This window comes from Vibrio sp. 10N.261.51.A3, assembly GCF_041471965.1.
In the GTDB taxonomy this organism is placed as follows: Bacteria; Pseudomonadota; Gammaproteobacteria; order Enterobacterales; family Vibrionaceae; genus Vibrio; species Vibrio crassostreae_C.
On sequence record NZ_JBFRPK010000029.1, the window covers coordinates 37,232 to 63,095 of the forward strand.

A 25,864-nucleotide genomic window follows, 5' to 3' on the forward strand; every position below is an offset into this window, starting at 1 on the left:
ACTAGACTTCCTTGGTCACGCGCATCACTTCTTCTAGGGACGTTACCCCTTTCAGAACTTTGCTCAAGCCATCATCTCGAATACTTGGTGTTGTGCCACGAATTGCTTTCTCAATTGCCTGTTCACCAGCTTCACTGTGAATCAGCTCTTGTACCGAATCGTCAATCATCAAGAGTTCATGAATACCGGTACGGCCTCGATAGCCTTTGTGGCTGCAGTTTTCACACCCTTTGGCATGGTAAAGCGTCAGGCTGTCTTTCTTCTTCAACCCAAACAGCTTCTTCTGTTCTTTATCCGCTTCGTAAGGTTCTTTACAGTCGTTACACAGGGTGCGAACTAAGCGCTGAGCCAAAACACCCAGCAGCGACGAAGAAATCAAAAAGGGTTCGATGCCCATATCTCGTAGACGTGTAATCGCACCGATTGCCGTATTGGTGTGAAGAGTCGACATTACCAAGTGACCCGTCAAAGAGGCTTGAACAGCAATCTCTGCGGTCTCTAAGTCACGTATCTCACCAATCATGACCACATCGGGATCTTGACGAAGAATGGCACGTAAACCACGCGCAAAGGTCATATCAACCTTAGGGTTTACCTGCGTTTGGCCAATGCCATCGATATCGAATTCGATTGGGTCTTCAACGGTTAAGATATTGCGCTCGTTGCTGTTGAGCTCTTGCAGGCCAGCGTACAAAGTCGTTGATTTACCAGAACCTGTAGGGCCGGTAACCAAGATAATGCCGTGTGGGCGCTGAATAAGCTTGCGGAAATTTTCGTGGTTCTCGGCCGTCATGCCTAAACTGTGCAGGTCTAGACGAGTAGCGTTCTTATCCAACAGACGCATTACCACACGCTCACCGTGTGATGAAGGCATGGTTGATACACGAACATCGACCGCTCGACCACCAATACGCAGAGAAATACGACCATCTTGTGGCACACGTTTTTCCGCAATATCCAATTTAGCCATAACCTTTACACGCGAAACTAACAGCGGAGCCAGTTTACGGCTCGGCGCCAACACATCACGCAGCACACCATCAATACGGAAACGGATCGACAGTGATTTCTCAAAGGTTTCGATATGAATATCCGAAGCACCCTCTTTGATCGCCTCACCCAGCATCGCATTGATTAACTTGATGATTGGTGCATCATCCTCTGATTCAAGTAAGTCTTCGTCTTGAGGCAGTTCTTCCGCTAGTGAGAAGAAGTCATCACTATCAGCACCAATGTCTTCCATGAGCTGACGAGCTTCTGACGAGTCACGCTGATAAGCATCGGTCAGTTTTTTATCAAACTCATCGAGAGTAATCGCTTGTGGCGTGAAACCATTTTTCACAACACGACTCACTTCAATGATCGCCGCCGATTTCAGTGGCTCAACATAATAAAGTATCGGTGCGCGCTCTGGATGTTGATACTCCAACACCATCTTATAGCGATTCGCAAAGCTAAACGGCAAGCGCTGATAAGTACGTGCCGCCCCTACCAATTCAGCCATTATTCTGTTTCCATCTGATCAATGAAGGCTTGAAGTTCAGCCGGGTAATTCATGCTTTCGCCAAATTTAGGCAATACCGGGATGTTATCGTCTGCCATTAATTTCAGCCCTTGCTCAGCCTTGTACAACTGCTCAGCACGGATGAAGTTGTATTTACGCTGAGTGATACCATCGGCTGTCATGCCATCACGAATGATGGTTGGCTTAATGAATACCATTAGGTTCTTTTTCTCAACCTGAGTGCTGGTAGATTTGAACAAGTGACCTAGCAATGGGATATCACCCAAGAATGGCACCTTAGATTCACTTTCCAGCGCTCGCTCGTCAATCAGACCACCAAGCACCAGCATTTGACCGTCTTGAACAATCACTGAGGTATTTAGCTGACGCTTAGCAAAACGCACATCAACCGCACCGTTCGCGCCTAATACGTTCGATACTTCTTGTTCTATTTGCAGCTGAACCGAGTCACCTTCGTTGATTTGTGGCACCACTTTAAGCTTGATACCCACTTCTTTACGATCAACCGTTTGGAATGGATTATCGTTACTTGAACCTGCGGTAGAGCCAGTTAAAACAGGCACCTCTTCGCCCACAATGAACGACGCTTCGCCGTTATCCATCACGGTGATACTTGGAGAAGATAGGATATTTGAATTTGAATCGGTCGCTACTGCACTGATCAAGGCAGTCCAGTCACCCATCACTACGCTCATTGCCGCGCCATTAACGCCAGAAAGAGCAGAAGCTAACGTTGAGTAGTCACCGGATTCTGTGGTCGTTTCATTACGCAAAAAGGCGCCATTATCATCATAGACTGCGGTGGTCGTTTCAGTGTCTTTCGCTTCTTCTAAACCAACCATTACGCCACCGATTGACGCACCTGTGTTGCCATACTGAATCACAGCACCAGTATCAAGGTTACCCCATTGCACACCAAGGTTAATGCCATCACCCTCTGCCATCTCGACAATTAGGGCTTCAATCAATACTTGAGCACGACGAATATCCAACTGTGCGATCACATCTTGAAGCGCATTCATGATGTCCGGTTGTGCGGTAATCACCAACGAGTTGGTATCACTGTGAGCGGAGATCATCACTTGGTTACGTTGCGATGAGCTGCCTTTGGTTGAAGATTGCTTTTCTGATTGCAAGTTGTCCGACACGCCTTTCAGCACATCGACTAAATCTTCTGCTTTGGCGTATTTAAGGTAAATTACTTGGTTGTTGCCCTTGGTTGCCATTTCCACATCAAGCTGTTCAATCAACCTTCTTAAACGGCTACGTACCTTAGGGTCACCTGAGATAAGAATCGCATTGGTACGCTCATCGGCAACCAATTTAGGCTGTAGAAATGCAGGCGTATTCTTCGCATCTGTGGTTTTGCTTAGAGCATCAACAATGCGCACCATTTCTGCCGCTGATGCATTCTTTAGCTCAACGACTTCAATCTCTTTATCACCCGCTTGGTCAACACGCTTGATGATTTCTGCTAAACGGTTCACTACCGCCGCACGACCGGTAATCAAGATGATATTGGCTGGGTCGTAGTGCACAACGTTACCCGCGCCAGCATTGTCGTTTAGTTGACGAAGCAGAGGAGAAAGTTCACGCACCGAGACATTACGAACCGTCACAACACGTGTCACCACGTTGTCGCCTTTGATCGTATCACTGTCTCCAACGACTGGAATTGCCGATGTTTTCGAATCCTTGGCCTTGATGATCTTAAGAACACCCGAGTCCATTTCGACAACCGCGTAGCCATACACTTCCAATACGTTTAGGAAGAAGCTGTAATATTGCTCTTCATTGAGTACGTCGTAGCTGCGTACATCGATTTTTCCGCGCACCGAAGGGTCAACGATGATCGTCTTCTCTAGGTTACGACCAACAATATTAATAAACTCTTGAATATCAGTGCCTTTAAAGCTGGCACTAAAATCACTCGCGATGGCTGCGGGTGTGCAGATTAAGCTTCCTGCCAATAACCATGCACTTTTCTTAAACCAATGCTTCACGTACTTCTCCTACACTTTCGTCCTTCGTTAGACGCAAAGTTTTAAAATTCAATAAACACTTCATGTTGTTGACCATCTCTCTCGACCACCAGATTTAGCTCTGTTAGTTCTGAGATGGAACGGAATATGTTGCCCATAGCAGCAGGGTCTGTCAGGTCTTGTCCATTTAACTGAGTGGCAATATCTCCGTTTTGGAGCCCAACAGAGTTAAAAAGTTCTGAATCTTTGCCAGGGCTCACACGATAACCGATCACTTTATCGTCACGCTTCACCTGAGACAGTCGAACATATTGGAAGATTTGTTGCGGATCTTTCATTATCTTCGCTTTAATTTCATCAAGCTTCTCTTCTGCTGAAGCCGGATTATTACCACGAACCGAAGAAGAGCTACGAGGTGGCGCAGGCGCTGATACAGCCAAACGCTTGTACTCAATACCTTCAAGCATCAAGGTTTCGTCTCGTCCTGAGTTATCAATGATAACGCGGTCGATTAATACCGCTTTTAACTTGGCTCGAGTGCCTTCAATCTCTTCATTAATTCCGTAGGTCGCTTGCGTGCCGCGATTGGCGATCACCGCTAAGCTCAGTTTTGGATTCGAGCTCGCGACTGCACCCACTAAAACGAGGTTTAATCGCGTCTTAGGCGCATCTTGGATAACTTGCTGTTCAACCACAGCGGGCGTGCTTGGGTTGTAAGCACCAAACATGTTGCTCTGCTGCAAAGAAGAGATATCAAGGGTCGATTGAGGTGCTGAAGACGATGAAGCCGTTGCTGTCCAAGGCGCGATAGTTTGCTCAGCAGGTTCGATAAACCATGCAAGCTGCCCTAAGATCCATGCGGAAGCTGCAATCAATACACAACAGGTCGCTAAGCTTAGTTTCTGCTGAAGTACAAATCCATTCTCTAATAAGCGGCTCAACATAGGAGAATTCCCTACGCGATTTTTGAGCTCTAAAAAGTTCACTTTCCTAGTCCCTTTTCATGACGACAAACGCTGCAAATCATTAAACTTTCAGCTTTTTTATTCATTCGTTCGATACCAAGCTTATTTAAGCAATAAGATCCTGAACTATATCATAGCAAATCGATAAATCGGCATAACATGGCTATTTTGTATTATGACTTGAAAAAAATGCCAACCGCCTCCACTTTAAGCTTCTACTTAATGTGATAAGCATCATCAAAAACATGTTGCGCACTGTTCGTTACAGTTAAACCGCATTCATTTCTCACTTAATAAGGCACAGCCCTATATGAAAACTGCTAATGAAGCTGTCAGACTCGATAAATGGTTGTGGGCAGCTCGTTTTTACAAAACCCGGTCTATTGCTCGCAACATGGTCGATGGTGGCAAAGTCCACTATAATGGTCAGCGCAGCAAGCCAAGTAAAATTGTCGAACTTGGGGCTGTGATTACACTGCGCCAAGGTAATGAAGAAAAGACGGTAACGATCGAGAAAATCTCAGCCCATCGTGGTGGAGCTCCGATCGCTCAAACCCTCTATGAAGAAACCACCGAAAGCTTGGCAAAAAGAGAAGAGTTTGCACAACAGCGCAAGCTAAATGCTCATAGCCCAGCACCAGAACGTCGCCCAGATAAAAAGCAACGTCGTGACATCATCAAGTTCAAGACTCAATAAGCTAGAAGGAATAGCCAAATGGCAGACCCAATGTCTACAAGTAATGTTTTAAATCGCTACCTATTTGAAGACCTATCAGTACGTGGTGAATTGGTACAGATGGACGAAGCGTACCAACAGATTATTTCTAGCAAGGAATACCCAGCTCCAGTACAAAAGCTGTTGGGTGAGCTACTGGTTTCAACGACGCTACTAACGGCGACCCTAAAGTTTGAAGGTTCTATCACGATGCAGCTGCAAGGTGACGGCCCAGTATCTCTAGCAGTTATCAATGGCGATCACGATCAGAAGATCCGTGGTGTTGCTCGCTTTGAAGGCGATATCGCAGACGACGCAGGTCTACACGCCCTAATGGGTAAAGGTCATCTAGTGATCACTATCGATCCTAAGAAAGGTGAGCGTTACCAAGGTATCGTTGGTCTGGAAGGTGACACGCTTGCACAAGTGCTTGAAGGCTACTTCGCTAACTCTGAACAGCTTAAGACTCGTCTATGGCTGCGCACTGGCGAGCATGAAGGCAAAGCACACGCTGCAGGTATGTTGCTACAAGTAATGCCTGACGGCACCGGTACTCCAGACGACTTCGAGCACCTAGAGCAACTAACAGACACCGTGAAAAACGAAGAGCTATTCACTCTAGAAGCGAACGAACTGCTTTACCGTTTGTACAACCAAGAGAAAGTACAGCTATTCACACCACAACCGGTTGAGTTCTTCTGTGGCTGTTCACGCGATCGAAGTGCAGCAGCAATCATTACTGTTGCTCAAGAAGAGATCTACGACATCCTAAGCACCGAAGGAAGCGTTGGACTACACTGCGATTACTGTGGCACAAACTACTCGTTCGACAAAAATGATGTAGATGCTCTTTACGCAGAAGCGGCAGATAAAGGCAGCAATACGGTTCATTAATTTACGGCGTACCAAAAACACGTAATTTACCCCAAAAAGGTCAGCACTCAGCTGGCCTTTTTTGTGATCAAAATAGCGCAAACTCCGTAACATCTCGTAATAAAATCACCGCTTAATTTTAATCAATTAATAATGTTCTCGCCCCTAGCGCAAAGGTTTGCGTACAGGATAGACTAGTTGGGCTAATATGTGACGAGACGCTTAAAACCCCATGGCTAATATGGATATTTTTTGAGCTATATCCCTGTTTCCCCCGAGTCTCGTTGCTAGCATGGTGAGCAGATAACAATAAAAAATTAATACAAAATCCCTACAAAATATCCTACAAGGAGCACCTATGACCGTTATGGAACATACAAAGGCTGCACAAATTGATCTAACTAAGCACGGACTGACTGGCGTTACTGAAGTTCTTCGTAATCCTAGCTACGAGCAGTTATTCGTTGAAGAAACACTGCCAGGTTTGGAAGGCTACGAAAAAGGCGTAGTAACGGAACTAGGCTCTGTTGCGGTAGACACTGGTATCTTTACTGGCCGCTCACCAAAAGATAAGTACATTGTTAAAGATGACACGACCCGCGATACCATGTGGTGGTCAGATCAAGGCAAAAATGACAACAAACCGATTACAACTGAAGTATGGAATGAGCTGAAAGAGCTTGTAACAACTCAGCTATCTGGCAAGCGTCTGTTTGTCATCGACGGTTATTGTGGTGCTAACCCAGATACGCGTTTAAGTGTGCGTATTATCACTGAAGTAGCGTGGCAAGCGCACTTCGTTAAGAACATGTTCATTCGTCCAACCGACGAAGAACTAGCAACGTTCGAACCTGATTTCGTGGTAATGAACGGTGCTAAAACAACCAACCCTAACTGGGAGAAACAAGGTCTAAACTCTGAGAACTTTGTCGCTTTCAACCTGACTGAACGTGTTCAGATCATCGGTGGTACTTGGTACGGCGGTGAGATGAAAAAAGGTATGTTCGCAATGATGAACTACCTACTACCTCTACAAGGTATTGCTTCAATGCACTGTAGTGCAAACGTTGGCGAGAAAGGCGATGTCGCTATTTTCTTCGGTCTATCAGGCACTGGTAAAACAACCCTATCAACCGATCCTAAACGTGAGCTAATCGGTGATGATGAGCACGGTTGGGATGACGATGGTATCTTCAACTTTGAAGGTGGTTGTTACGCGAAGACAATTCGTCTATCTAAAGAAGCTGAACCTGAAATCTACAACGCAATCCGTCGTGATGCACTACTAGAGAACGTAACGGTTCGTGGCGATGGTTCTATCGATTTTGATGACGGTTCAAAAACTGAGAACACTCGTGTTTCTTACCCGATTCACCACATCGATAACATCGTTAAACCAGTATCAAAAGCCGGTCACGCTCAAAAGGTTATCTTCCTGACCGCTGATGCATTTGGTGTTCTACCGCCAGTATCTAAACTGACTCCAGAACAAACGAAGTACCACTTCCTATCTGGCTTCACTGCAAAACTAGCGGGCACTGAGCGTGGTATTACTGAGCCAACGCCAACGTTCTCTGCTGCATTTGGTGCGGCATTCTTAACTCTCCACCCAACTCAGTACGCTGAAGTGCTTGTGAAGCGTATGGAAGCAGCTGGCGCTGAAGCTTACCTAGTGAACACAGGTTGGAACGGTACTGGTAAACGTATCTCTATCCAAGATACGCGAGGCATCATCGACGCTATCCTAGATGGCTCAATCGACAACGCTGAAACTAAGGTTATCCCTATGTTTAACCTAGAAGTGCCACTAGCGCTGCACGATGTTGACCCAGCGATCCTTGACCCACGCGATACGTACACTGACCCTCTACAATGGGAAAGCAAAGCGAAAGATCTAGCCGAGCGCTTCATCAACAACTTTGATAAGTACACAGACAACGCTGAAGGTAAGTCACTGGTTGCAGCTGGTCCTCAACTGGACTAATCCAACCATCTGCTCGGGCTTAGCCAAAAGCAAACGCCCAATTTAAAATGATATTTTTGTAGCAAGCCCCTCTTTTGAGGGGCTTTTTTGTTGATGCTTGACCCTTTTTGTTCCACTCTGTTTTAAGACTATTGAAATTTAAGGCTTTCAGGGAATGAAAAAGGTATTCATGGTGTTCGGCATTGTGTTGGCTATCGCCGTTGCAACTATCGCAGCGCTGCTATTAAGCCTGCAGACCCAATACCGTGCGGATGTTGCCAACTTTTTTATCAAACATACGATTGAACAACCTGTATTCATTGAAGATGTTGAGTATCAGGCGCCTTATCACATCACCTTAATGGGCATTACCCAAAGCCAACCAGAAAAGCAAACACCTCTGTATATCGACAAGATCGATCTTTGGTTCAGCCCCAGCTCGATGACAGAGGCCAAACTGGTCTTTGAATCTGTTTTGATCAGCGGCCTACAATTAGAGGCAGACGATCTAAAAACACTGACTTCTTTATTTACCCAACCAAACATCAAGCTCCACCAGCTGGCCATCAACAATCTCGACTTTTCGACGCCAGAGTTTAATGCGCGAGGCATCGACCTGCAGATCTCCGCCCCAACGTGGAACAACGATAACTCGCTGCTACCTTATGGAAAAACCCAACTCTCTGCCTCACAACTGTATTGGCAAGGTGAGGCATTCGATAATCTGTTGATTGACCTAGACTTAAAACCTAGCGACAGCACCCTTTATGGTGCTTCGTTTGACTGGCGTGGCGCCAAGATTTCCGGACAAGCAGAGCAGTATCAACAAGATTGGTCGTTGGTGAATGTGACCGTCGATGGCTTACGACTCAATCAGAAACAGACCCAAAACCTACTAAGCAAAGAGTGGGATGTTGCAGGCATTAAGATTAATCACATCAATAGCTTAGATATTCTGCGTAGCGACGTAGAGTGGCAAGATGGCCACCTCGCTGCCTTTGATGCCTCATTAGAAAATATCCAACTGCCTTTTGAAATCTGGAAACAACAGAAAGCCATTTTTTCTCTACAGGCAGAAGGAGTGACCATTGATGATGACATGTTCATCGAGCCAAGCCTCAAGCTCAACCTAGAAGCAAACCGGATTCTGATTGAGGATTTCTATACTCAATTCCTGCAGGGCACTGTTCAGCTCAATGGCGAAGTCGCCCCTAGCAGCATTCAATTGGCGCAGCTCGACCTGCAAGGCATCAAGTGGATTACCGAAAACCAAGATAGCCCTCTACCGGCCGCTCGCCTATTGCCTTGGCTCACACAGCTCCAGAACGTCGAGATTAACCGACTTAATATAGAACGCAGCCAACTTATCCAACTAGCACAAACGCCTTACTGGCAGGTCTCTGGATTACATGTCGAGGGGCATCAAGTTCAACTGCTGCAAGATAGAAAACTGGGCTTGTGGCAAGGGAAGCTGATGGCGAGCGCCAATGATGCCAGCTACCAAAATATTCTCAGCGCACAGCCTGTGGTTGAGATGAATAGCGAACAAGGAAAATGGACGCTGACTCGTCTGTTTGCACCACTCAGGAATGGCTACATTGAAGCCAATGCAACGCTCGATTTTAACCAAATCAGCAAGCCATGGAGCTTAGATATTTCTGCCGATGGGTTACCCATTGCGCCTATGCTGCAGCGACTTGAATTACCACTCGATGCAACCGGCTATGGCGAGTTTGAACTTCAAGCCGCAGGTTTATATGGCGACTCACTGATGCTCGGTTACTCAACCACAGGGCAACTCACTGGCAGCGTTCGCCAGGGTGTGATGACCTTTAACGATAAGCTTTCTGAAACATCGACTGATAACGTGTTTGAAATTCCAGAGCTTAATGCGCATTTTGACCGTGGGCGCTTCACTCTCGAACCGATGCACATTATTGGTACGTCAGCAGCAGAGCAAGGCGAACAAAGGGTTCAAACGCTCAATGGCGAGGCTTCTGGAGAACTCGACTTGCTTAAAGCCGAGCAACACACCCTCTCGATTACCCTATCGGACCCATGTCATCAAATCTCAGGAAAGCTCACCCAAGCTGAGTATTCGGAGATTAACGACTGCCAACAAAAAAGCGCCACTCCACAGGAGTAGCGCCTTGTATCTTTAATCTGTATCTGTTAGCCAGTGTCAGCTATACGTTTACGTTGGAGTCTGTTGATAATCGCTTTTTGTAGTCAGGGATCAGCATATAGGTTCCCGTAAACTCTACCGCTTCCACATCGCCGCTATGAATGGTCACGTGGATAATGATACGAGCCTTTCGACCTGAAGCGAGACGATCTAAATCACCACTGATTCCATCCAATGAAGTAGCAGCAACTGGGTTTTGCTCAACCGGGTGACGATAACGAATATTACTGTCAGCCAGAACGATATCACCAGTAAGTCCACGCTCTTTCATCAACAACCAAGTCATTCCCCAGCCTGTTAATGTCGCTAAGGTGAAAGCTGAGCCTGCAAACATGGTGTTGTGAGGATTAAGGTTTGGGTTCAACTGAGCACTACATTCAAACTGATAACCCGTGTATTGGTTGATCTTGATGCCCATCTTGTCACTGATCGGGATCTGATGTTCCCAGCGCTGCTGAAGCTCATTACACCACTCAGGCTTGCGTAGAACGTCTGCCATTGGGTCAAGATGCTTAACCATCTGTTGGTGACGCACAGGGCCACGTTGATCGTTAATCTCACCGCGACGTTCAAATTCATTCTTCTCATAGAATGAGATCGCATCTTCACGTGCATTACACACCAAGCGCTTAGCACCCTCTTGGCGAGCCAATGACTCAAGTGCGACTAGAATCAACGAACCCATGCCTTTACTTTGGCGAGATTTCTTCACCGCCATATAGCGGATCTGACCTTCCAGATCTGGGGTGATATACAGACGACCAATCGCCATCGGGCGACCACGACCATCAACAATCATGCGATGGTGACTCATTGGGTCATATTCATCGCGCTCAGAACCTACCGGCATTCGCCAAGGTTCACGGAGCATCTGCCAACGAAAATGGTAATACTTGTTTAGCTGATTTTCGGTGGTTGGTGTTATGAGTTTAAACATGCTTATTCCTTTAAGCCTAAACCTGCAGCCAGAATGTCACTGGGCCATCATTAACCAAAGACACTTTCATGTCGGCTGCGAATCGGCCACGTTCCGTTGGTAACACTGATTCACACTGGTCAGAGAAATAGTTATAAAGACGCTCAGCATCTTCTGGGTGAGCACCACGAGAGAACCCTGCTCGAGTCCCTTTCTTGGTATCGGCCGGCAGAGTGAATTGAGACACCACTAATACCTTACCTTCTACTTGCTTCACGTTGAGGTTCATTTTATCGTCTTCGTCTCCAAAGACACGATAAGTGGTCACTCGTTCCATCAAACGTTTGGCTTTGGCTTCGTCGTCACCTTTTTCTACGCCTAACAAAACTAATAAGCCTTGTTCAATCTCACCAACTAATTCGCCATCAACACGGACGGCAGCTTCACTTACTCTCTGGATCAGTGCTATCACTGTTGTTTCCTTGCTCTGTGATTTTGTCGTTATCCGAAGAGTGTACCATTTCTTTCGAGTCACTCCACTGTTCCTGCTCACCCAATGCAGCGGTCACCTCAGCACCCACTAGCACAATCAACCAGCACAAATAAACCCAGACAAAAAGAATTGGTATTGCCGCCAATGCGCCATAAATCAACTGGTAAGAAGGGAATTGAGTAATGTAGGCCGCGAAGCCTTTCTTACTGAGTTCGAACAACAGAGCCGCCACTAGAGAACCTGCAGCCGCATGAGAAAAGTGTATCTTTTTGTTGGGAACCAACAGGTACAGACCGAAAAACGCAAAGAAAGAGAGAATCAAAGGCAGTTTGCGAATTACGGTATTAAAGGCGCCAGACACCACTTCGTTTTGCAACAAGCTCAATGATGTCACATAAGAAGTGGCTGCAATGCTCGCCCCAACTAAAATAGGTCCAAGCGTGAGCACCATCCAGTACATAGAGAAAGACAGCACCGCACGTCGCTTCTCGTCGACACGCCAGATGTAGTTTAAGTTCTTATCAATATTCGAGATCAGCATCAGCGCTGCAATGAATAAGAACACACTACCGACCGCCGTCATTTTTCCGGTATTGGCAACGAACTCTAACAAGGCACCGTGTACGGCATCCCCAGACGCGGGAACAAAGTTGGTAATAACGAAGTTTTGAATCACGATACCAACATCAGCAAAGATGGAGAATGACGACAAGATAGAGAGCAGAACCGTCAACATCGGTACGATCGAGAGCAAAGTAATGTACGCCAAGTAGCCCGCATTCACGTTGACTCTATCGTGCGTCATTCGCGCCAAAAGATAGCGAGAAAACTGAATACTGAGTGTGGCGACCTTTTTTATCTTCAACTTGTAACTCCCTTGTAACTCGTTCATAGTCCTAATTAATATTCCGACATATTAATCACAGTAAGTAAATGTTCAAAAATAGCGCAGGAAAAAGGCTTGAGAACAAGGCAGATTTTTTGATAAGTAGTTATTCTACAATCAAAAATTCTAACGCCGTTATCGAGCATTTTAACAAGCTAGGTTGGGCAGTTATTTACTACGATTGATATTATTTAACTATAGGAAACTAGGATGCCTTATTTAATAGTTATAGTCCTCTCTATTTTTACTCTTACTGGATGCCAATCAGCTTATTACTCCGCAATGGAGCAAGTGGGTTACCACAAACGTGACATTATGGTCGACAGAGTAGAAGACGCGAAAGAGTCACAGCAGGATGCTCAGGAAGAGTTTACCAGCGCACTTGAAGCACTCAGCAGCCTGACTAACTTCAGTGGTGGCGACCTTGAAGACATGTACAACAAGATTAATGATAAATACCAAGACAGCGAGAAAGCCGCACAAAATGTCAGTGACCGCATTGCTGCGATTGAAGATGTGTCCGATGCGCTATTTGAAGAGTGGCAGGGTGAGTTAGATCTCTACACCAGTGATTCACTGCGTCGTTCAAGTGAGAAAAAGCTGCGTGAAACCAAATCGTCTTACCAAACCATGCTATCAGCAATGAAAAGAGCTGAGAAGAAAATGGATCCGGTACTCAACACTCTTCGCGACAACACGCTTTATCTAAAGCATAACCTCAATGCGAGTGCCGTTGGTTCGTTGCAGGGCGAATTTATGAGCTTAGAAAAAGACATCGCCTACGCGATAGAACAGATGAATGCTGCAATAGCAGAATCGGATAAGTTCCTAGCTCAACTGAACCAGAAGTAGCGCTACAGATAAAGAACACGATGCAACCGATCATTATTACTGGCGGCCCCGGAGCCGGGAAGACAACACTGATTAATGCCTTGGGCGACATGGGTTACCCAACCTTCGCTGAGTCCTCTCGCCAGTTAATAGAACAGCAGAGCCAACTTGAGAACGGTATCTTACCTTGGTTAGACCTTCCAGGCTTTGCTCGCCTATGTTTAACCGTCATGAGCGAACACAAAGACCAAGCCAGTCAGCATCCTGTTGCCTTTCTCGATCGCGCCATTCCAGATATCTGTGGCTACTTGGCTCAGGCGAAACTAGAGATAAACACAACCTACCGAGAAGCGAGCCAAGGTTATCACCCCCAAGTGTTGTTCTGTCGCCCTGAGGCTTCAATTTATGTCCAAGATGATGTGAGACCTTATCCGTTTGAGGAAGCGCTAGAGATTCACCACGCTTTAGAAAGAGTCTACCAAGAACTTGGCTATGAGGTGGTTGAAGTGCCGTTTATGCCAGTCGAAGAACGGCTTCAATTCGTTGAGCGTTACTTATGTATCAAAAGCTAGATCCCCAACTCGGTCGTTCCTCCCTCTTGAGGATGACGAAATCTCGTTTAACCGTATCTAAACAAACTAAAAAACAAAAGCCCCGAGCAGCTAGGCTACTCGGGGCTTTCTTACTTATTCTAAAACGTATTGCTTGTTAGCTAGAAGCTAGTCAGCTGGCAATTAAGCCTTAGCTGGACGTGCTGCACGCTTACGTTCGTTTTCAGTAAGAAGCTTCTTACGGATACGAATGCTTACTGGCGTTACTTCTACTAGTTCGTCTTCGTCGATGAACTCAAGAGCTTGCTCTAGAGTGTGACGGATAGGTGGCGAAAGAACCTGTGCTTCATCAGTACCAGATGCACGAACGTTCGTTAGCTGCTTACCTTTCAGACAGTTTACTGTTAGGTCGTTTGAACGGTTGTGAATACCGATGATTTGACCTTCGTATACTTCATCCGCGTGCTCAGCAAATAGACGACCACGTTCTTGTAGGTTGAATAGTGCGTAAGTCAGAGCTTTACCAGTTGCGTTCGAGATTAGAACACCGTTGTTACGTTGACCGATTACGCCGCCTTTGTGAGGACCGTAGTGATCAAATGAGTGGTAAAGAAGACCAGAACCAGACGTTAGAGTTAGGAACTCAGTTTGGAAACCGATAAGACCACGAGAAGGCATCATGAAGTCCATGCGAACACGGCCTTTGCCATCTGGAGACATATCAGTTAGCTCACCTTTACGTAGACCGATGTTTTCCATGATGCCACCTTGGTGCTCTTCAAGCACGTCGATAGTCACAGTTTCAAACGGTTCAGTTAGGTTGCCATCTTCGTCTTTCTTGATGATAACTTCTGGACGAGATACAGCTAGCTCGAAACCTTCACGACGCATGTTTTCGATCAGGATAGATAGGTGAAGTTCACCACGACCTGAAACACGGAAACGATCTGGGTTATCAGTTTCTTCAACACGTAGTGCAACGTTGTGTACTAGTTCTTTCTCTAGACGCTCAAGGATGTTACGTGAAGTAACGAACTTACCTTCTTTACCCGCGAACGGAGAAGTGTTTACTTGGAACGTCATTGTTACTGTTGGTTCATCAACAGAAAGCGGAGTCATTGCTTCAACATTGTTTACGTCACAGATAGTGTCTGAAATTTTCAGCTCACCAAGACCAGTGATTGCAATGATGTCGCCAGCGTTAGCTTGCTCAACTTCGTGACGGTCAAGACCTAGGTAACCAAGAACTGTACCTACTTTACCGTTACGTTTTTTGCCTTCTGCATTGACGATAGTTACTTGTTGGTTTGGTTTAACAGAACCACGAGTAACACGAGCAACACCGATAACACCTACGTAAGAGCTGTAATCAAGTTGCGAAATTTGCATTTGTAGTGGACCGTCAAGGTCAACTGCAGGCGCGTCTACTGTATCAACAACAGCTTGGAACAATGGTTCCATGTTCTCGCCAGTTTCGCCTTCAGTCATTGTTGCCCAACCGTTTAGAGCTGAAGCGTAAACAACTGTGAAGTCTAGTTGCTCATCAGTAGCACCTAGGTTGTCGAAAAGGTCGAATACTTGATCCATAACCCAATCAGGACGAGCGCCTGGGCGGTCAATCTTGTTGATTACAACGATTGGCTTAAGACCGTGTGCGAATGCTTTTTGCGTTACGAAACGAGTTTGAGGCATTGGGCCATCAACTGCGTCAACGATAAGCAGAACAGAGTCAACCATAGACATGATACGCTCAACTTCACCACCGAAGTCCGCGTGTCCCGGAGTATCTACGATGTTGATGCGGTAATCATTCCAGTTGATTGCTGTGTTCTTAGCAAGAATGGTAATGCCACGCTCTTTTTCGATGTCATTCGAATCCATGACACGCTCTTCAGCTTCACCACGAGACTCAAGAGTGCCTGACTGTTGTAGCAGTTTATCAACCAAAGTCGTTTTACCGTGGTCAACGTGCGCGATGATCGCGATATTTCTTAACTTATCAATCTGTGGAGTAGACATGGATTCTCGATTCACTCATAAAAGTAGCCGTCACTTATCTCAAAAGTTTGGATAATAACCGCTAGCTTGATTTAAAAAACGGTCAATAATATACCAGATTCTAGACAAAAACCCAGAAATATGTGATCTGAACCAAGGCTTTTTTCTTTATTAGCGATTCATATCCGCTTAACTTTGATTCAGTACAGTGTTGAGCAGCCAAATTCGTAGGACTCTAAAAAAGTATCACCTACGAGTGGCGAGCCAAATCTCCCGCAAAATAACAAAAGTGGATTGACAACTTAGGCAATTCATTGCTGAATGGTGCTCGCTTATGTCTCATATTGGTGCACAGACAAACAGTTGCACCAATAAAGTGCAACTAGAGATCATTTTGGTGCAAAAACCAGATTAAGAAAAATCGCAAAACAAGTAAATCATTGAAATTAATGGAATAATTTTTTTGGCACGTTTTTGGCAGTAGATAAATCAGCATCGATTAATGCACTTATAGACATTAATCAATGCTAGTTTCAACCGAATCGAGCTAATACCGAATTAATAACACTGGAGGTTATCCAAGATGTCAGTAGAAAATGTACTATCCCTGATCCAAGAGAACGAAGTTAAATTTATCGACTTACGTTTTACTGATACAAAAGGTAAAGAGCAGCATATCTCTATTCCTTCTCACCAAGTTGATGCAGACTTCTTCGAAGAAGGCAAAATGTTTGACGGCTCTTCAGTAGCTGGTTGGAAAGGCATTAACGAATCTGACATGGTAATGATGCCAGACGCAGCATCTGCTGTACTGGACCCATTCACAGAAGACGCAACACTAAACATCCGTTGTGACATCCTTGAGCCTGCAACAATGCAAGGCTACGACCGTGACCCACGCTCTATCGCTAAACGTTCTGAAGAGTACCTACGTTCTACAGGTATCGCAGACACAGTTCTAGTTGGTCCAGAGCCAGAATTCTTCCTATTTGACGACGTTAAGTTCTCAAACGACATGTCTGGTTCTTTCTTCAAGATCGATGACGTAGAAGCAGCTTGGAACACAGGTTCTGACTTCGAAGGCGGTAACAAAGGTCACCGTCCTGGCGTTAAAGGCGGTTACTTCCCAGTAGCTCCAGTAGATTCATCTCAAGACATCCGTTCAGCAATGTGTCTAGTAATGGAAGAGATGGGCCTAGTTGTTGAAGCTCACCACCATGAAGTAGCAACTGCGGGTCAAAACGAAATCGCTACTCGCTTCAACACGTTAACAGCGAAAGCTGATGAAACTCAAATCTACAAGTACGTTGTACACAACGTTGCTCACGCATTTGGTAAAACAGCGACATTCATGCCTAAGCCACTAGTTGGTGACAACGGTTCTGGTATGCACGTTCACCAATCTCTAGCAAAAGACGGCGTTAACCTGTTTGCTGGTGATAAGTACGGCGGCCTATCTGAAATGGCTCTTTACTACATCGGTGGTGTAATCAAGCACGCTCGTGCAATCAACGCGTTTGCTAACCCATCAACTAACTCGTACAAGCGTCTTGTACCTGGTTTCGAAGCACCTGTAATGCTTGCTTACTCAGCACGTAACCGTTCTGCTTCTATCCGTATCCCAGTAGTACCAAGCCCTAAAGCACGTCGTATCGAGCTACGTTTTGGTGACCCAGCAGCTAACCCATACCTATGCTACTCAGCAATGCTTATGGCTGGCCTTGACGGCATCAAGAACAAGATTCACCCAGGCGAAGCTATGGATAAAGATCTATACGACCTTCCTGCAGAAGAAGCAGCTGAAATCCCAACAGTTGCAGAATCTCTACAAGAAGCTCTAGCAGCGCTTAGCGAAGACCGTGAGTTCCTAACAGCTGGCGGCGTATTCTCTGACGATTTCATCGATTCTTACATCACTCTGAAATCTGACGACGTACAACGCGTGAACATGGCTACACACCCACTTGAGTTTGAACTGTACTACTCAGTTTAATCTCCTGTAGAGATAAGCCATTTCTTACTGCAACCTTGTAAGAATCGCTGACTAAATATTAGGCTCGCCTCGCAGGCGGGCCTTTTTTATATTCTCCCTCCCCCCGCTTCCTCGTACCATACTAGATACCAATCGTAGTAAATAACTACTCAGCCTAGCTTGTTAAAACACTCGATAACATCGTTAGGTTTTTTGATTGTAGAATAGCTACTTATCGAAACTATTTTTGCCGAGCAGGGCTGCCTCGTTCTCAAGCCTTTTTCCTGCGCTATTTCTGAGCATTAACTTACTGTGATTGGCATTTAACAAAAGCCCTCAGAGGCTGTCGCGCTAAATACAATAAAACCAACGCCAAACGTGAAATCACCTAGCGGTGAAAAGAGGCTAAAGATATGAAAAACATACTGTTCCTAATCGGGTTAACAGTCGCGCTCTCGTGCTCTGCTCAAACGGTGTATACCTGGATAGATGAAGATGGCGTGCTCCACTTTAGTGATAACCCTAGCGCTCAAGATGCCGAGGCTCTTCGCCTGCCAGATGTGCAAGCTTCAGCACCCGCCCCTAAATTTGAGGCCTCAACTCCGGTTGACGCTGCTGCTTCCTCTACAACTAAAACGGCAACGCCAGCCAAAACTCAGGCAGAAACCGAAACCACAAAGCGCGAGGTTCCTACTCAATTAGCCCTCACCATGTTGACTCCAGTTCATAATCAAACCATTCGTAGTAATCGCGGCTTAATCCCGATTCAGATAGAACTCAACCGAAAACTTGGTATTGGGGAGCAATTACAATTGATGCTTGATGGCCGTCGATATGGCGCCCCACAGACCCAGCCTATTTGGGAATTAAAAGATATCGATCGAGGTACTCACACCATTGCAATTCAAGCACATAGAAGCGGCAAGCTTATTGCATCTACTAGTCCAGTCACCGTGTATTTACATCGAGCGACGCTCAAGTAGGCCAATGTGTTAAAAGAGGCCAAATAACCTCTACTTTTCACCTAATCGAAGCAGCTTTCAGCGACTCTAATGAATTATCTTTAGCTTCTGGTTGATATGCGCCATACTTGAACTTAGCCACGCACCAATTTGGTGCAGTGAGAAAAACACCAGTTCAAGGACGAAATAGTGAATCGATCAGCCAAAAGCGACAGCATAGATACACATCATCTTTCCAGCGCCATTCTCGACAATATGGTGACTTCGACATTGATGCTCGATGAGCAATTGTATGTCCGATACGCCAATCCGGCCGCTGAGCAGCTCTTTTCACAGAGCGCACGACGCATCGTTGATCATCCACTGAGCCAACTTATCCAACACGCTTCACTTGATTTGGCGCTTCTGACGCAACCGCTACAAAGTGGCCAGAGCATTACCGACAGTGACGTTACCTTCGTTGTTGATAACCGCCCACTGATGCTTGAAGTCACGGTTAGCCCAATATCTTGGCAGCGAGAGACGCTGTTATTGGTTGAGATGCGCAAGATAGACCAGCAAAGACGCCTTAGCCAAGAGCTCAACCAACATGCACAACAACAAGCGGCTAAGTTGCTGGTACGCGGGTTAGCACATGAGATCAAAAATCCACTCGGTGGCTTAAGAGGTGCGGCGCAGTTACTTGGGAAAATGCTTCCTGATCAGTCTCTTAATGAATATACGCAGATCATTATTGAGCAAGCCGACCGCTTAAGAGCATTAGTCGACCGTCTGCTTGGCCCACAGAAGCCGGGGACTAAATCAGAAGAGAACCTTCACCAGATACTTGAGAAAGTCAGGCAGCTCGTAGAGCTCGAATCGGGTTCAACGCTCGCCATCGAAAGGGATTACGACCCGAGCCTACCGGACATCTTGATGGATTCGGCACAGGTTGAACAAGCGATGCTCAATATCGTGAGCAATGCAGCGCAGATTCTAAAGACTCAAGATTCTGGCAAAATCACCATTCGCACCAGAACGGTGCATCAAGCAAATATTCACGGGCAGCGACACAAACTCGCAGCTCGTATTGAGATCAGCGATAACGGTCCGGGCATCCCCGATGATTTAAAAGACACGCTGTTTTACCCAATGGTCAGCGGACGAGAAGGTGGAACAGGGCTGGGGCTATCGATTTCTCAAAACCTGATCGATCAACACAATGGGAAAATTGATGTTGAAAGCTGGCCAGGCAACACCACATTCACGATTTATCTACCGATTTAGGTCATAAGAACCTCGCTATTGGACAGCGAGATGAAAGGCTTAGCTCGGTAACACAAAGATTAAGACATCATAAAAACAACAATGATTATCACAATAGATTTGGCTGCAAAGGAATTGAATTATGAGTAAGGGATACGTTTGGGTCGTCGATGACGACAGCTCTATCCGCTGGGTAGTAGAGAAAACACTTTCATCTGCGGATATTAAGTGTGAAACATTTGCTGATGCTGAGAGCGTGTTGCTTGCGCTTGAGCGCGAGACACCGGACGTATTGGTGTCTGACATTCGCATGCCCGGCATTGACGGGATTGAGCTGTTGCATCAGGTTCATCAACGCTCTCCCGACCTGCCCGTGATCATTATGACCGCGCACTCAGACCTTGATGCGGCGGTGAATGCTTATCAAAAAGGCGCCTTTGAATATCTTCCAAAGCCGTTCGATATTGATGAAACACTGACTCTAGTCGAACGAGCGATCGCGCACAGCCAAGAGCAGAAACGCGAACAAGCCAGTGAGGTCGCTGAAGACACCAACGCGCCAGAAATCATCGGTGAAGCACCGGCAATGCAGGAGGTTTTCCGAGCGATTGGCCGTTTGTCTCGCTCATCCATATCCGTGCTGATCAATGGTGAATCGGGTACCGGTAAAGAATTGGTCGCTCACGCTCTGCATCGTCACAGCCCAAGAGCTAAGAAGCCCTTCATTGCCTTGAACATGGCAGCAATCCCCAAAGATCTGATCGAGTCTGAACTGTTTGGCCACGAAAAAGGTGCCTTTACCGGTGCTAACAGCGTTCGCCAAGGACGCTTTGAACAAGCCAACGGCGGCACCCTATTTCTGGATGAGATCGGTGACATGCCACTCGATATCCAAACTCGCTTGTTGCGTGTACTTTCTGATGGTCAGTTCTATCGTGTCGGCGGTCACTCTGCAGTTAAGGTAGACGTTCGTATCGTTGCCGCAACCCACCAAGATCTTGAGCGCTTAGTGCATGAAGGCGACTTCCGTGAAGACCTTTTCCACCGACTCAACGTTATCCGAATCCATATCCCGGCACTTCGCGAACGTAAACAAGACATTGAAAAGCTGACTCATCACTTCCTAGCATCCGCCGCCGAAGAGCTCGGTGTTGAAGTGAAGACACTGCATCCTGAGACCATTTTGAAGCTCAACCAGCTCAATTGGCCGGGTAACGTGCGTCAGCTTGAAAACATTTGTCGTTGGCTTACCGTGATGGCCAGCGGCAGCGAAATTCTTCCTTCAGACCTGCCACCAGAGCTGCTAGAAGAAAAAGTGGTGACCACCTCAGGAACTGGAGATAACTGGCAACAACTGCTCGCTAATTGGGCAAAGTGTGCGCTTGATTCAGGAGAAAAAGAGCTGCTAACTTATGCTCTGCCAGAATTTGAACGTATACTGCTAGAAGCTGCACTCCACCACACTAATGGTCATAAACAGGATGCAGCTAAGGTTTTGGGATGGGGAAGAAACACCCTAACTCGTAAACTCAAAGAACTGTACTAGACCTTATATGATTCTCGATGCAGCTACTTTTTAACCAAAAAAGTGTCGCTTGGTTTGAATAGTGTCGGTACAATTACAGTGCGCTATTCACCAAAGTTGTAGCTAAAGATGTCTTTGAAAACACAAATTACTTTGAGAACCGCAGTGGTTCTGCCATTCGTGATGATTTTTCTGTTCACTATGGGTGTAATGGTTTTCACTCAAAAGCTAAGCTACAAAGAGATGGTGAGTGATGTTAGTGCACGCCAGCTGACATCACTGACTGACAATGTTCATCAAAGCCTGTCTAATTTTTTAGAAAAGCCATTTCACGCCAACCTCTCGCTCAGCCATAACATCGGCTACCACCATCTTTATCAAGCAGGCAATCTTAGTAAGGTCCAAGACTATATTTTTTATACGTTTTCAGACCATTACACTGCTGTACCTCAACTCGATGCGATCGGCTTTGGTTCTGAAGATGGTAACTACGTCGGTTTCCGCAAAGAAGCCAACAAAGGCTACACCTTGATGATGCAAGACGAACGCACCAATGATCAGCTGGTCATTTACCGTGGCAGCAAAATTAGTGAAGACATTCGATCGGTGATTTCAGGTTACGATCCTAGAATCCGTCCTTGGTACACACCCATTGCGACACAGAAAAAACCGTTATGGTCACCAATTTATGCCAATGCTGACGAACGTCAAGAAATCACCTTATCTGCTCTAGCGCCTATCTATGATGATAATGAATTCAAAGCCGTCGTAGTCAGCGACATCAAAATCAATACCTTCAATGCGTTTCTCAGAAAGCTCAAAGATAGAACGGATGCCTCTGTTTACATCATCGATAAGCAGCAACGCTTGGTCGCGCACTCAGGCGGAGGCAGTGTCGTTTCATGGGGCACAGGACAAACCAACAAAGGGCAACGCAAACTAGCAACAGAGAGTGCTAATCCAGTCATACGTGAGAGTGCTAGCTACGTAGAGCAATTCCACCTAATCGAGAATTTGGGCGAGCAGCGCTTTAGTTTTAGCCTAGACAACGAACGCTACTTCAACCAAATCACCCCATACGAAGATGAGCACGGGCTCACGTGGTTTATTGGGGTGTCGATCCCTGAAAGCAATCTGCTCGGTGAATTGCCAGAAAATCAAAGAAACAGTTGGTTGCTTGGGCTAGCACTGAGCTGCATTGGGGTCATTGCAGGATTAATTGCCTTTAATCGCGCAACCCAACCCATCACCTCGACAGCGGATGCGGCAAAACGCCTTGCTAAGGGCGATTGGGACGCGAGCATGCCAAAAACAGGGCATATATATGAAACCAGCATGTTGGTCGAGTCATTCAATGAAATGACCAACAACTTAAAGGCTTCGTTTCATGCATTACAGTCTCAACTTACCTATGACTCATTAACCAAGCTATACAGCCGTGAAGGCTTTATTGACGCTGCCAAGAAACACCCCGACAACGAAAAAGGCACACTGTATTTGATTGGTATTGATCGCTTCCGAGACATCAATGACAGCCTAGGTCATTACAATGGCGACCAGCTACTTATCATTGCGGCCGCTCGTTTAAGAGGCACACTGCCATCCGAATACCTACTAGCTCGCACTGGTGGTGATGAGTTTGCCATCTACGCGCCAAACGTAACGCAAAGCGATGATGTTCAGCTGCTGACTAACCGCTTACTTCAAACCTTCGCTTCCCCATTTTCAATGGAATCGGAAAGCGTGGTGATTAAGGTATCGATGGGGATAGTGAATGTCTCGAATCTTCACGACATTACACTCCTGCTACGCAGCAGCAGCATTGCATTGAGCAATGCGAAACAAGACAAAACCAGTGTCTGTATTTATAGCCTTGAAATGGGCAAAGCATCGAGACATCGCACCAAGATGTTAGCGCGGATGAACCGAGCGATTGAGCTTCAACAGTTCGAACCGTTTTATCAGCCTATTATTGATCTGGAATCTGGCTCGACCATAGGAGCAGAAGCTTTAGCTCGCTGGATAACGGATGAAGGGGTGATCTCGCCACTCGAGTTCATTCCTCTCGCGGAAGAGAGCGGGCTCATTGACGATATCGGCAAGCAAATTCTGCATAAGTCCTGTCGAGATACAGCCATCGCGATTGAGTCAGGAAAGTGGAGTAAAGACTTCTCGATTCACGTCAATCTATCAGTCGATCAGCTAAGCGAAAATGGCTTTGTGGAACAAGTAAAAGGCACGCTGCGAGACACCAAGCTGCCAGCAAGCAACCTAACACTAGAGATCACCGAATCACGCATCGTCGACAATGATCCGACCATCATCGATAACATGCTGACGCTCAAAGCGTTAGGGGTCTCAATCGCAATTGATGATTTTGGTACCGGCTATTCGTCACTGGCTTACTTACACAAACTGCCATTCGACTGCCTTAAGATCGACCGCAGCTTTGTCAGCAAACTTGATAAAGAGAACCTAGATAGCTCCATCGTCGCGGCCATCGTTAACATCACTAAGGGCTTCAAAGTAAGCTTGGTGGCAGAGGGCGTTGAAACACAGCAACAGGCTGAACTTCTCAAGCAGCTGCAGTGCCCGCTTGCTCAAGGCTTCTTATACAGTCGCCCAGTTCCGTTTGACCAATGGCCTACCGACCTCATCAACTCCAAGCAAAGTGCCAAGGTCAAACAAAATACCACTGAGAGTCTCACCTAAACCAGGCAGAAATCGAATGAGTCAGATACAAAAATGCCAGCATGATGCTGGCATTTTTTATTGTTCTATTCTCTATCGAGCGATTAGATAACGCGAGAGAATTGCTGCTGGCGAGCCTTTGCACGTAAGTATTTATCAAAACACATACAGATGTTACGGATCAGCAAGCGGCCACGCAGAGTAACGCGGATTTCTTTGTCATCGACTTCAACCAAATCATCGTTGATGAAGGTTTGTAGAAGCTCTAAATCTTCTTTGAAGTAGCGATTAAAGTTAACCGAGAACTCAGATTCGATCATTGTTTTATCAAGCTTGAAGTTACAAATCAGCTGCTTGATCACTTCACGACGTAGAAGGTCGTCACTGTCTAGAGCAACACCTTTCCAAAGTGCATGACGCAGGTCATTCACCTGAGCGTAGTACTTCTTCAGCTCTTTCTGATTTTGTGCGTAAGCATCACCAACCATAGAAATCGCAGAAACACCGAAACCAATTAAGTCAGCTTCACCTTGGGTGGTGTAGCCTTGGAAGTTACGATGCAGAATACCTTCACGCTGTGCTACGGCTAGCTCATCTTCAGGTAGTGCGAAGTGATCCATACCAATGAACTGGTAACCCGCTCCCGTTAGCGTCTCGATGGTATCTTGCAAGATCGCCATTTTCTCTTTCGCTTCAGGTAGGTCTTCGTCTTTAATCTTACGCTGCGCCGCAAACAGCTGAGGCATGTGTGCGTAGTTAAATACCGATAAACGACCTGGTTTCATCTCTAGCACTTGTTTCAATGTTTCAGCGAACAAAGCTTGAGTCTGCTTTGGTAGGCCGTAAATCAAATCCAGGTTAGTTGAGCGGAAGCCTAATTCTTTGGCACGTTGAACCATTGCAATGATGAACTCTTCATCTTGCTCACGGTTAACCAGCTTCTGTACTTCTTTATTGAAGTCTTGAACACCAATACTCAGGCGGTTAAAGCCTTCGTTACGTAGGTGGTCGAGTACGTCTAGTTCAATCTCACGCGGGTCAACTTCGATACTAATTTCAGCGTCAGCGGTGAAGTTAAACTCATCACGCAGAATCATCATCAAGCGAGTGATTTGTGTCTTAGTCAAGAACGTTGGCGTGCCACCACCGAAGTGCAATTGCGTCACTTCACGACCATTCAATAAAGAGGCGCGTTGGCGGATTTCATGTTCAATCACATCAAGATACTCATCCGCTTTATGCGAGTGACGAGTAATGACTTTATTACAACCACAGTAGTAACAAAGCTTGTGGCAGAACGGGATATGCACGTAAAGAGAGAGTGGACGCTCAGGATATTGAGTACACGCCATGTCGTAATCAGCGACGGTAAACGCTTCATGAAACTCCAACGCAGTTGGGTATGAGGTGTAACGAGGTCCCGAATAGTTGTACTTGTTTAAGATCTCTTGATCCCAAACGATTTGCTGATTCGTTGTTACTGGCTTGCTCGACATAGCGGTATTTCCAATTTAGATCCGCGAGAACCTAAGGTCTCTCAAATCATTTTACATACATTAAAATATAGACGGGTTATTTTGCCACAC

Annotated in this window: 19 protein-coding genes; 11 read left to right on the plus strand and 8 right to left on the minus strand. The window is 46.1% G+C overall.

Annotated features, from left to right (window positions below; translation table 11 throughout):
- Nucleotide 1: 1 nt before the first annotated feature.
- The 3 genes from gspE to gspC are packed head-to-tail and all read right to left on the minus strand — an operon-like array spanning nucleotide 2 to nucleotide 4,451.
- Nucleotides 2-1,504 carry a type II secretion system ATPase GspE gene (gene gspE / locus AB4371_RS08340; RefSeq protein ID WP_372149428.1) on the minus strand — a complete coding sequence of 501 codons (1,503 nt, stop codon included), beginning with the start codon at nucleotides 1,502-1,504 and terminating at the stop codon, nucleotides 2-4.
- Nucleotides 1,504-3,528 carry a type II secretion system secretin GspD gene (gspD, locus tag AB4371_RS08345; RefSeq protein ID WP_102394589.1) on the minus strand — a complete coding sequence of 675 codons (2,025 nt, stop codon included), beginning with the start codon at nucleotides 3,526-3,528 and terminating at the stop codon, nucleotides 1,504-1,506. Before gspD ends, gspE begins: the two co-directional genes overlap by 1 nt.
- Nucleotides 3,529-3,569: 41 nt before the next feature.
- Nucleotides 3,570-4,451 carry a type II secretion system protein GspC gene (gene gspC, locus AB4371_RS08350; protein ID WP_017062489.1) on the minus strand — a complete coding sequence of 294 codons (882 nt, stop codon included), beginning with the start codon at nucleotides 4,449-4,451 and terminating at the stop codon, nucleotides 3,570-3,572.
- Nucleotides 4,452-4,782: 331 nt separating this feature from the next.
- Between gspC and hslR the strand changes: the two genes are divergently transcribed.
- From hslR to AB4371_RS08370, 4 genes are all read left to right on the plus strand, one after another.
- Complete coding sequence (gene hslR, locus AB4371_RS08355) at nucleotides 4,783-5,169, plus strand: ribosome-associated heat shock protein Hsp15 (RefSeq protein WP_017062490.1); 387 nt, start codon at nucleotides 4,783-4,785, stop codon at nucleotides 5,167-5,169.
- Between the two features lie 18 nt (nucleotides 5,170-5,187).
- The gene (gene hslO / locus AB4371_RS08360) at nucleotides 5,188-6,081 is read left to right on the plus strand and encodes an Hsp33 family molecular chaperone HslO (RefSeq protein ID WP_017063067.1); all 894 of its coding nucleotides are present in this window, start codon (nucleotides 5,188-5,190) and stop codon (nucleotides 6,079-6,081) included.
- A 337-nt stretch (nucleotides 6,082-6,418) separates the two neighbouring features.
- A complete protein-coding gene (gene pckA / locus AB4371_RS08365) occupies nucleotides 6,419-8,044 on the plus strand; it encodes a phosphoenolpyruvate carboxykinase (ATP) (protein ID WP_017062492.1) in 1,626 nt (541 codons plus the stop codon).
- 154 nt (nucleotides 8,045-8,198) lie between these two features.
- On the plus strand, nucleotides 8,199-10,169 hold the full coding sequence (locus AB4371_RS08370) for an AsmA family protein (protein ID WP_137002239.1): 1,971 nt from the start codon (nucleotides 8,199-8,201) through the stop codon (nucleotides 10,167-10,169).
- 40 nt (nucleotides 10,170-10,209) lie between these two features.
- Here the strand turns inward: AB4371_RS08370 and AB4371_RS08375 are convergent, their stop codons facing one another.
- Genes AB4371_RS08375 through AB4371_RS08385 form a run of 3 tightly spaced genes read right to left on the minus strand, consistent with a single transcriptional unit; the run spans nucleotide 10,210 to nucleotide 12,509 of the window.
- Nucleotides 10,210-11,145, minus strand: a complete 936-nt coding sequence (locus AB4371_RS08375) for a YiiD C-terminal domain-containing protein (protein ID WP_372127724.1) — start codon at nucleotides 11,143-11,145, stop codon at nucleotides 10,210-10,212.
- A gap of 16 nt (nucleotides 11,146-11,161) precedes the next feature.
- The gene (gene dtd, locus AB4371_RS08380; RefSeq protein WP_065585029.1) at nucleotides 11,162-11,596 is read right to left on the minus strand and encodes a D-aminoacyl-tRNA deacylase; all 435 of its coding nucleotides are present in this window, start codon (nucleotides 11,594-11,596) and stop codon (nucleotides 11,162-11,164) included.
- A complete protein-coding gene (locus AB4371_RS08385; protein WP_372127727.1) occupies nucleotides 11,568-12,509 on the minus strand; it encodes a virulence factor BrkB family protein in 942 nt (313 codons plus the stop codon). The genes dtd and AB4371_RS08385 overlap by 29 nt, the downstream gene beginning before the upstream one ends.
- 204 nt (nucleotides 12,510-12,713) lie before the next feature.
- Between AB4371_RS08385 and AB4371_RS08390 the strand changes: the two genes are divergently transcribed.
- Complete coding sequence (locus AB4371_RS08390; protein ID WP_017107901.1) at nucleotides 12,714-13,355, plus strand: DUF2959 domain-containing protein; 642 nt, start codon at nucleotides 12,714-12,716, stop codon at nucleotides 13,353-13,355.
- Between the two features lie 20 nt (nucleotides 13,356-13,375).
- Entirely contained in the window at nucleotides 13,376-13,906 is a 531-nt protein-coding gene (locus AB4371_RS08395) for an AAA family ATPase (protein ID WP_372149431.1), read from the plus strand.
- Nucleotides 13,907-14,068: 162 nt separating this feature from the next.
- Here AB4371_RS08395 and typA read toward each other — a convergent pair whose 3' ends face one another.
- Nucleotides 14,069-15,904, minus strand: a complete 1,836-nt coding sequence (gene typA, locus AB4371_RS08400) for a translational GTPase TypA (RefSeq protein WP_017059220.1) — start codon at nucleotides 15,902-15,904, stop codon at nucleotides 14,069-14,071.
- Between the two features lie 562 nt (nucleotides 15,905-16,466).
- Between typA and glnA the strand changes: the two genes are divergently transcribed.
- From glnA to AB4371_RS08425, 5 genes are all read left to right on the plus strand, one after another.
- Nucleotides 16,467-17,876, plus strand: a complete 1,410-nt coding sequence (gene glnA, locus AB4371_RS08405; RefSeq protein ID WP_017059221.1) for a glutamate--ammonia ligase — start codon at nucleotides 16,467-16,469, stop codon at nucleotides 17,874-17,876.
- 392 nt (nucleotides 17,877-18,268) lie between these two features.
- Nucleotides 18,269-18,838, plus strand: coding sequence for a DUF4124 domain-containing protein (locus AB4371_RS08410; RefSeq protein ID WP_372149432.1), 570 nt, complete (start codon nucleotides 18,269-18,271; stop codon nucleotides 18,836-18,838).
- Nucleotides 18,839-19,006: 168 nt separating this feature from the next.
- Nucleotides 19,007-20,083: a nitrogen regulation protein NR(II) gene (gene glnL, locus AB4371_RS08415; RefSeq protein WP_019826501.1), complete on the plus strand. Its 1,077-nt coding sequence runs from the start codon at nucleotides 19,007-19,009 to the stop codon at nucleotides 20,081-20,083.
- A 121-nt stretch (nucleotides 20,084-20,204) separates the two neighbouring features.
- Nucleotides 20,205-21,608 (plus strand): nitrogen regulation protein NR(I), encoded by a 1,404-nt coding sequence (gene glnG, locus AB4371_RS08420; protein ID WP_017059224.1) that lies wholly within the window; start codon nucleotides 20,205-20,207, stop codon nucleotides 21,606-21,608.
- A gap of 108 nt (nucleotides 21,609-21,716) precedes the next feature.
- Nucleotides 21,717-24,299, plus strand: a complete 2,583-nt coding sequence (locus AB4371_RS08425) for an EAL domain-containing protein (RefSeq protein ID WP_372149434.1) — start codon at nucleotides 21,717-21,719, stop codon at nucleotides 24,297-24,299.
- Between the two features lie 83 nt (nucleotides 24,300-24,382).
- Here AB4371_RS08425 and hemN read toward each other — a convergent pair whose 3' ends face one another.
- Nucleotides 24,383-25,774: an oxygen-independent coproporphyrinogen III oxidase gene (gene hemN, locus AB4371_RS08430; protein WP_050648426.1), complete on the minus strand. Its 1,392-nt coding sequence runs from the start codon at nucleotides 25,772-25,774 to the stop codon at nucleotides 24,383-24,385.
- Between the last annotated feature and the right edge of the window lie 90 nt (nucleotides 25,775-25,864).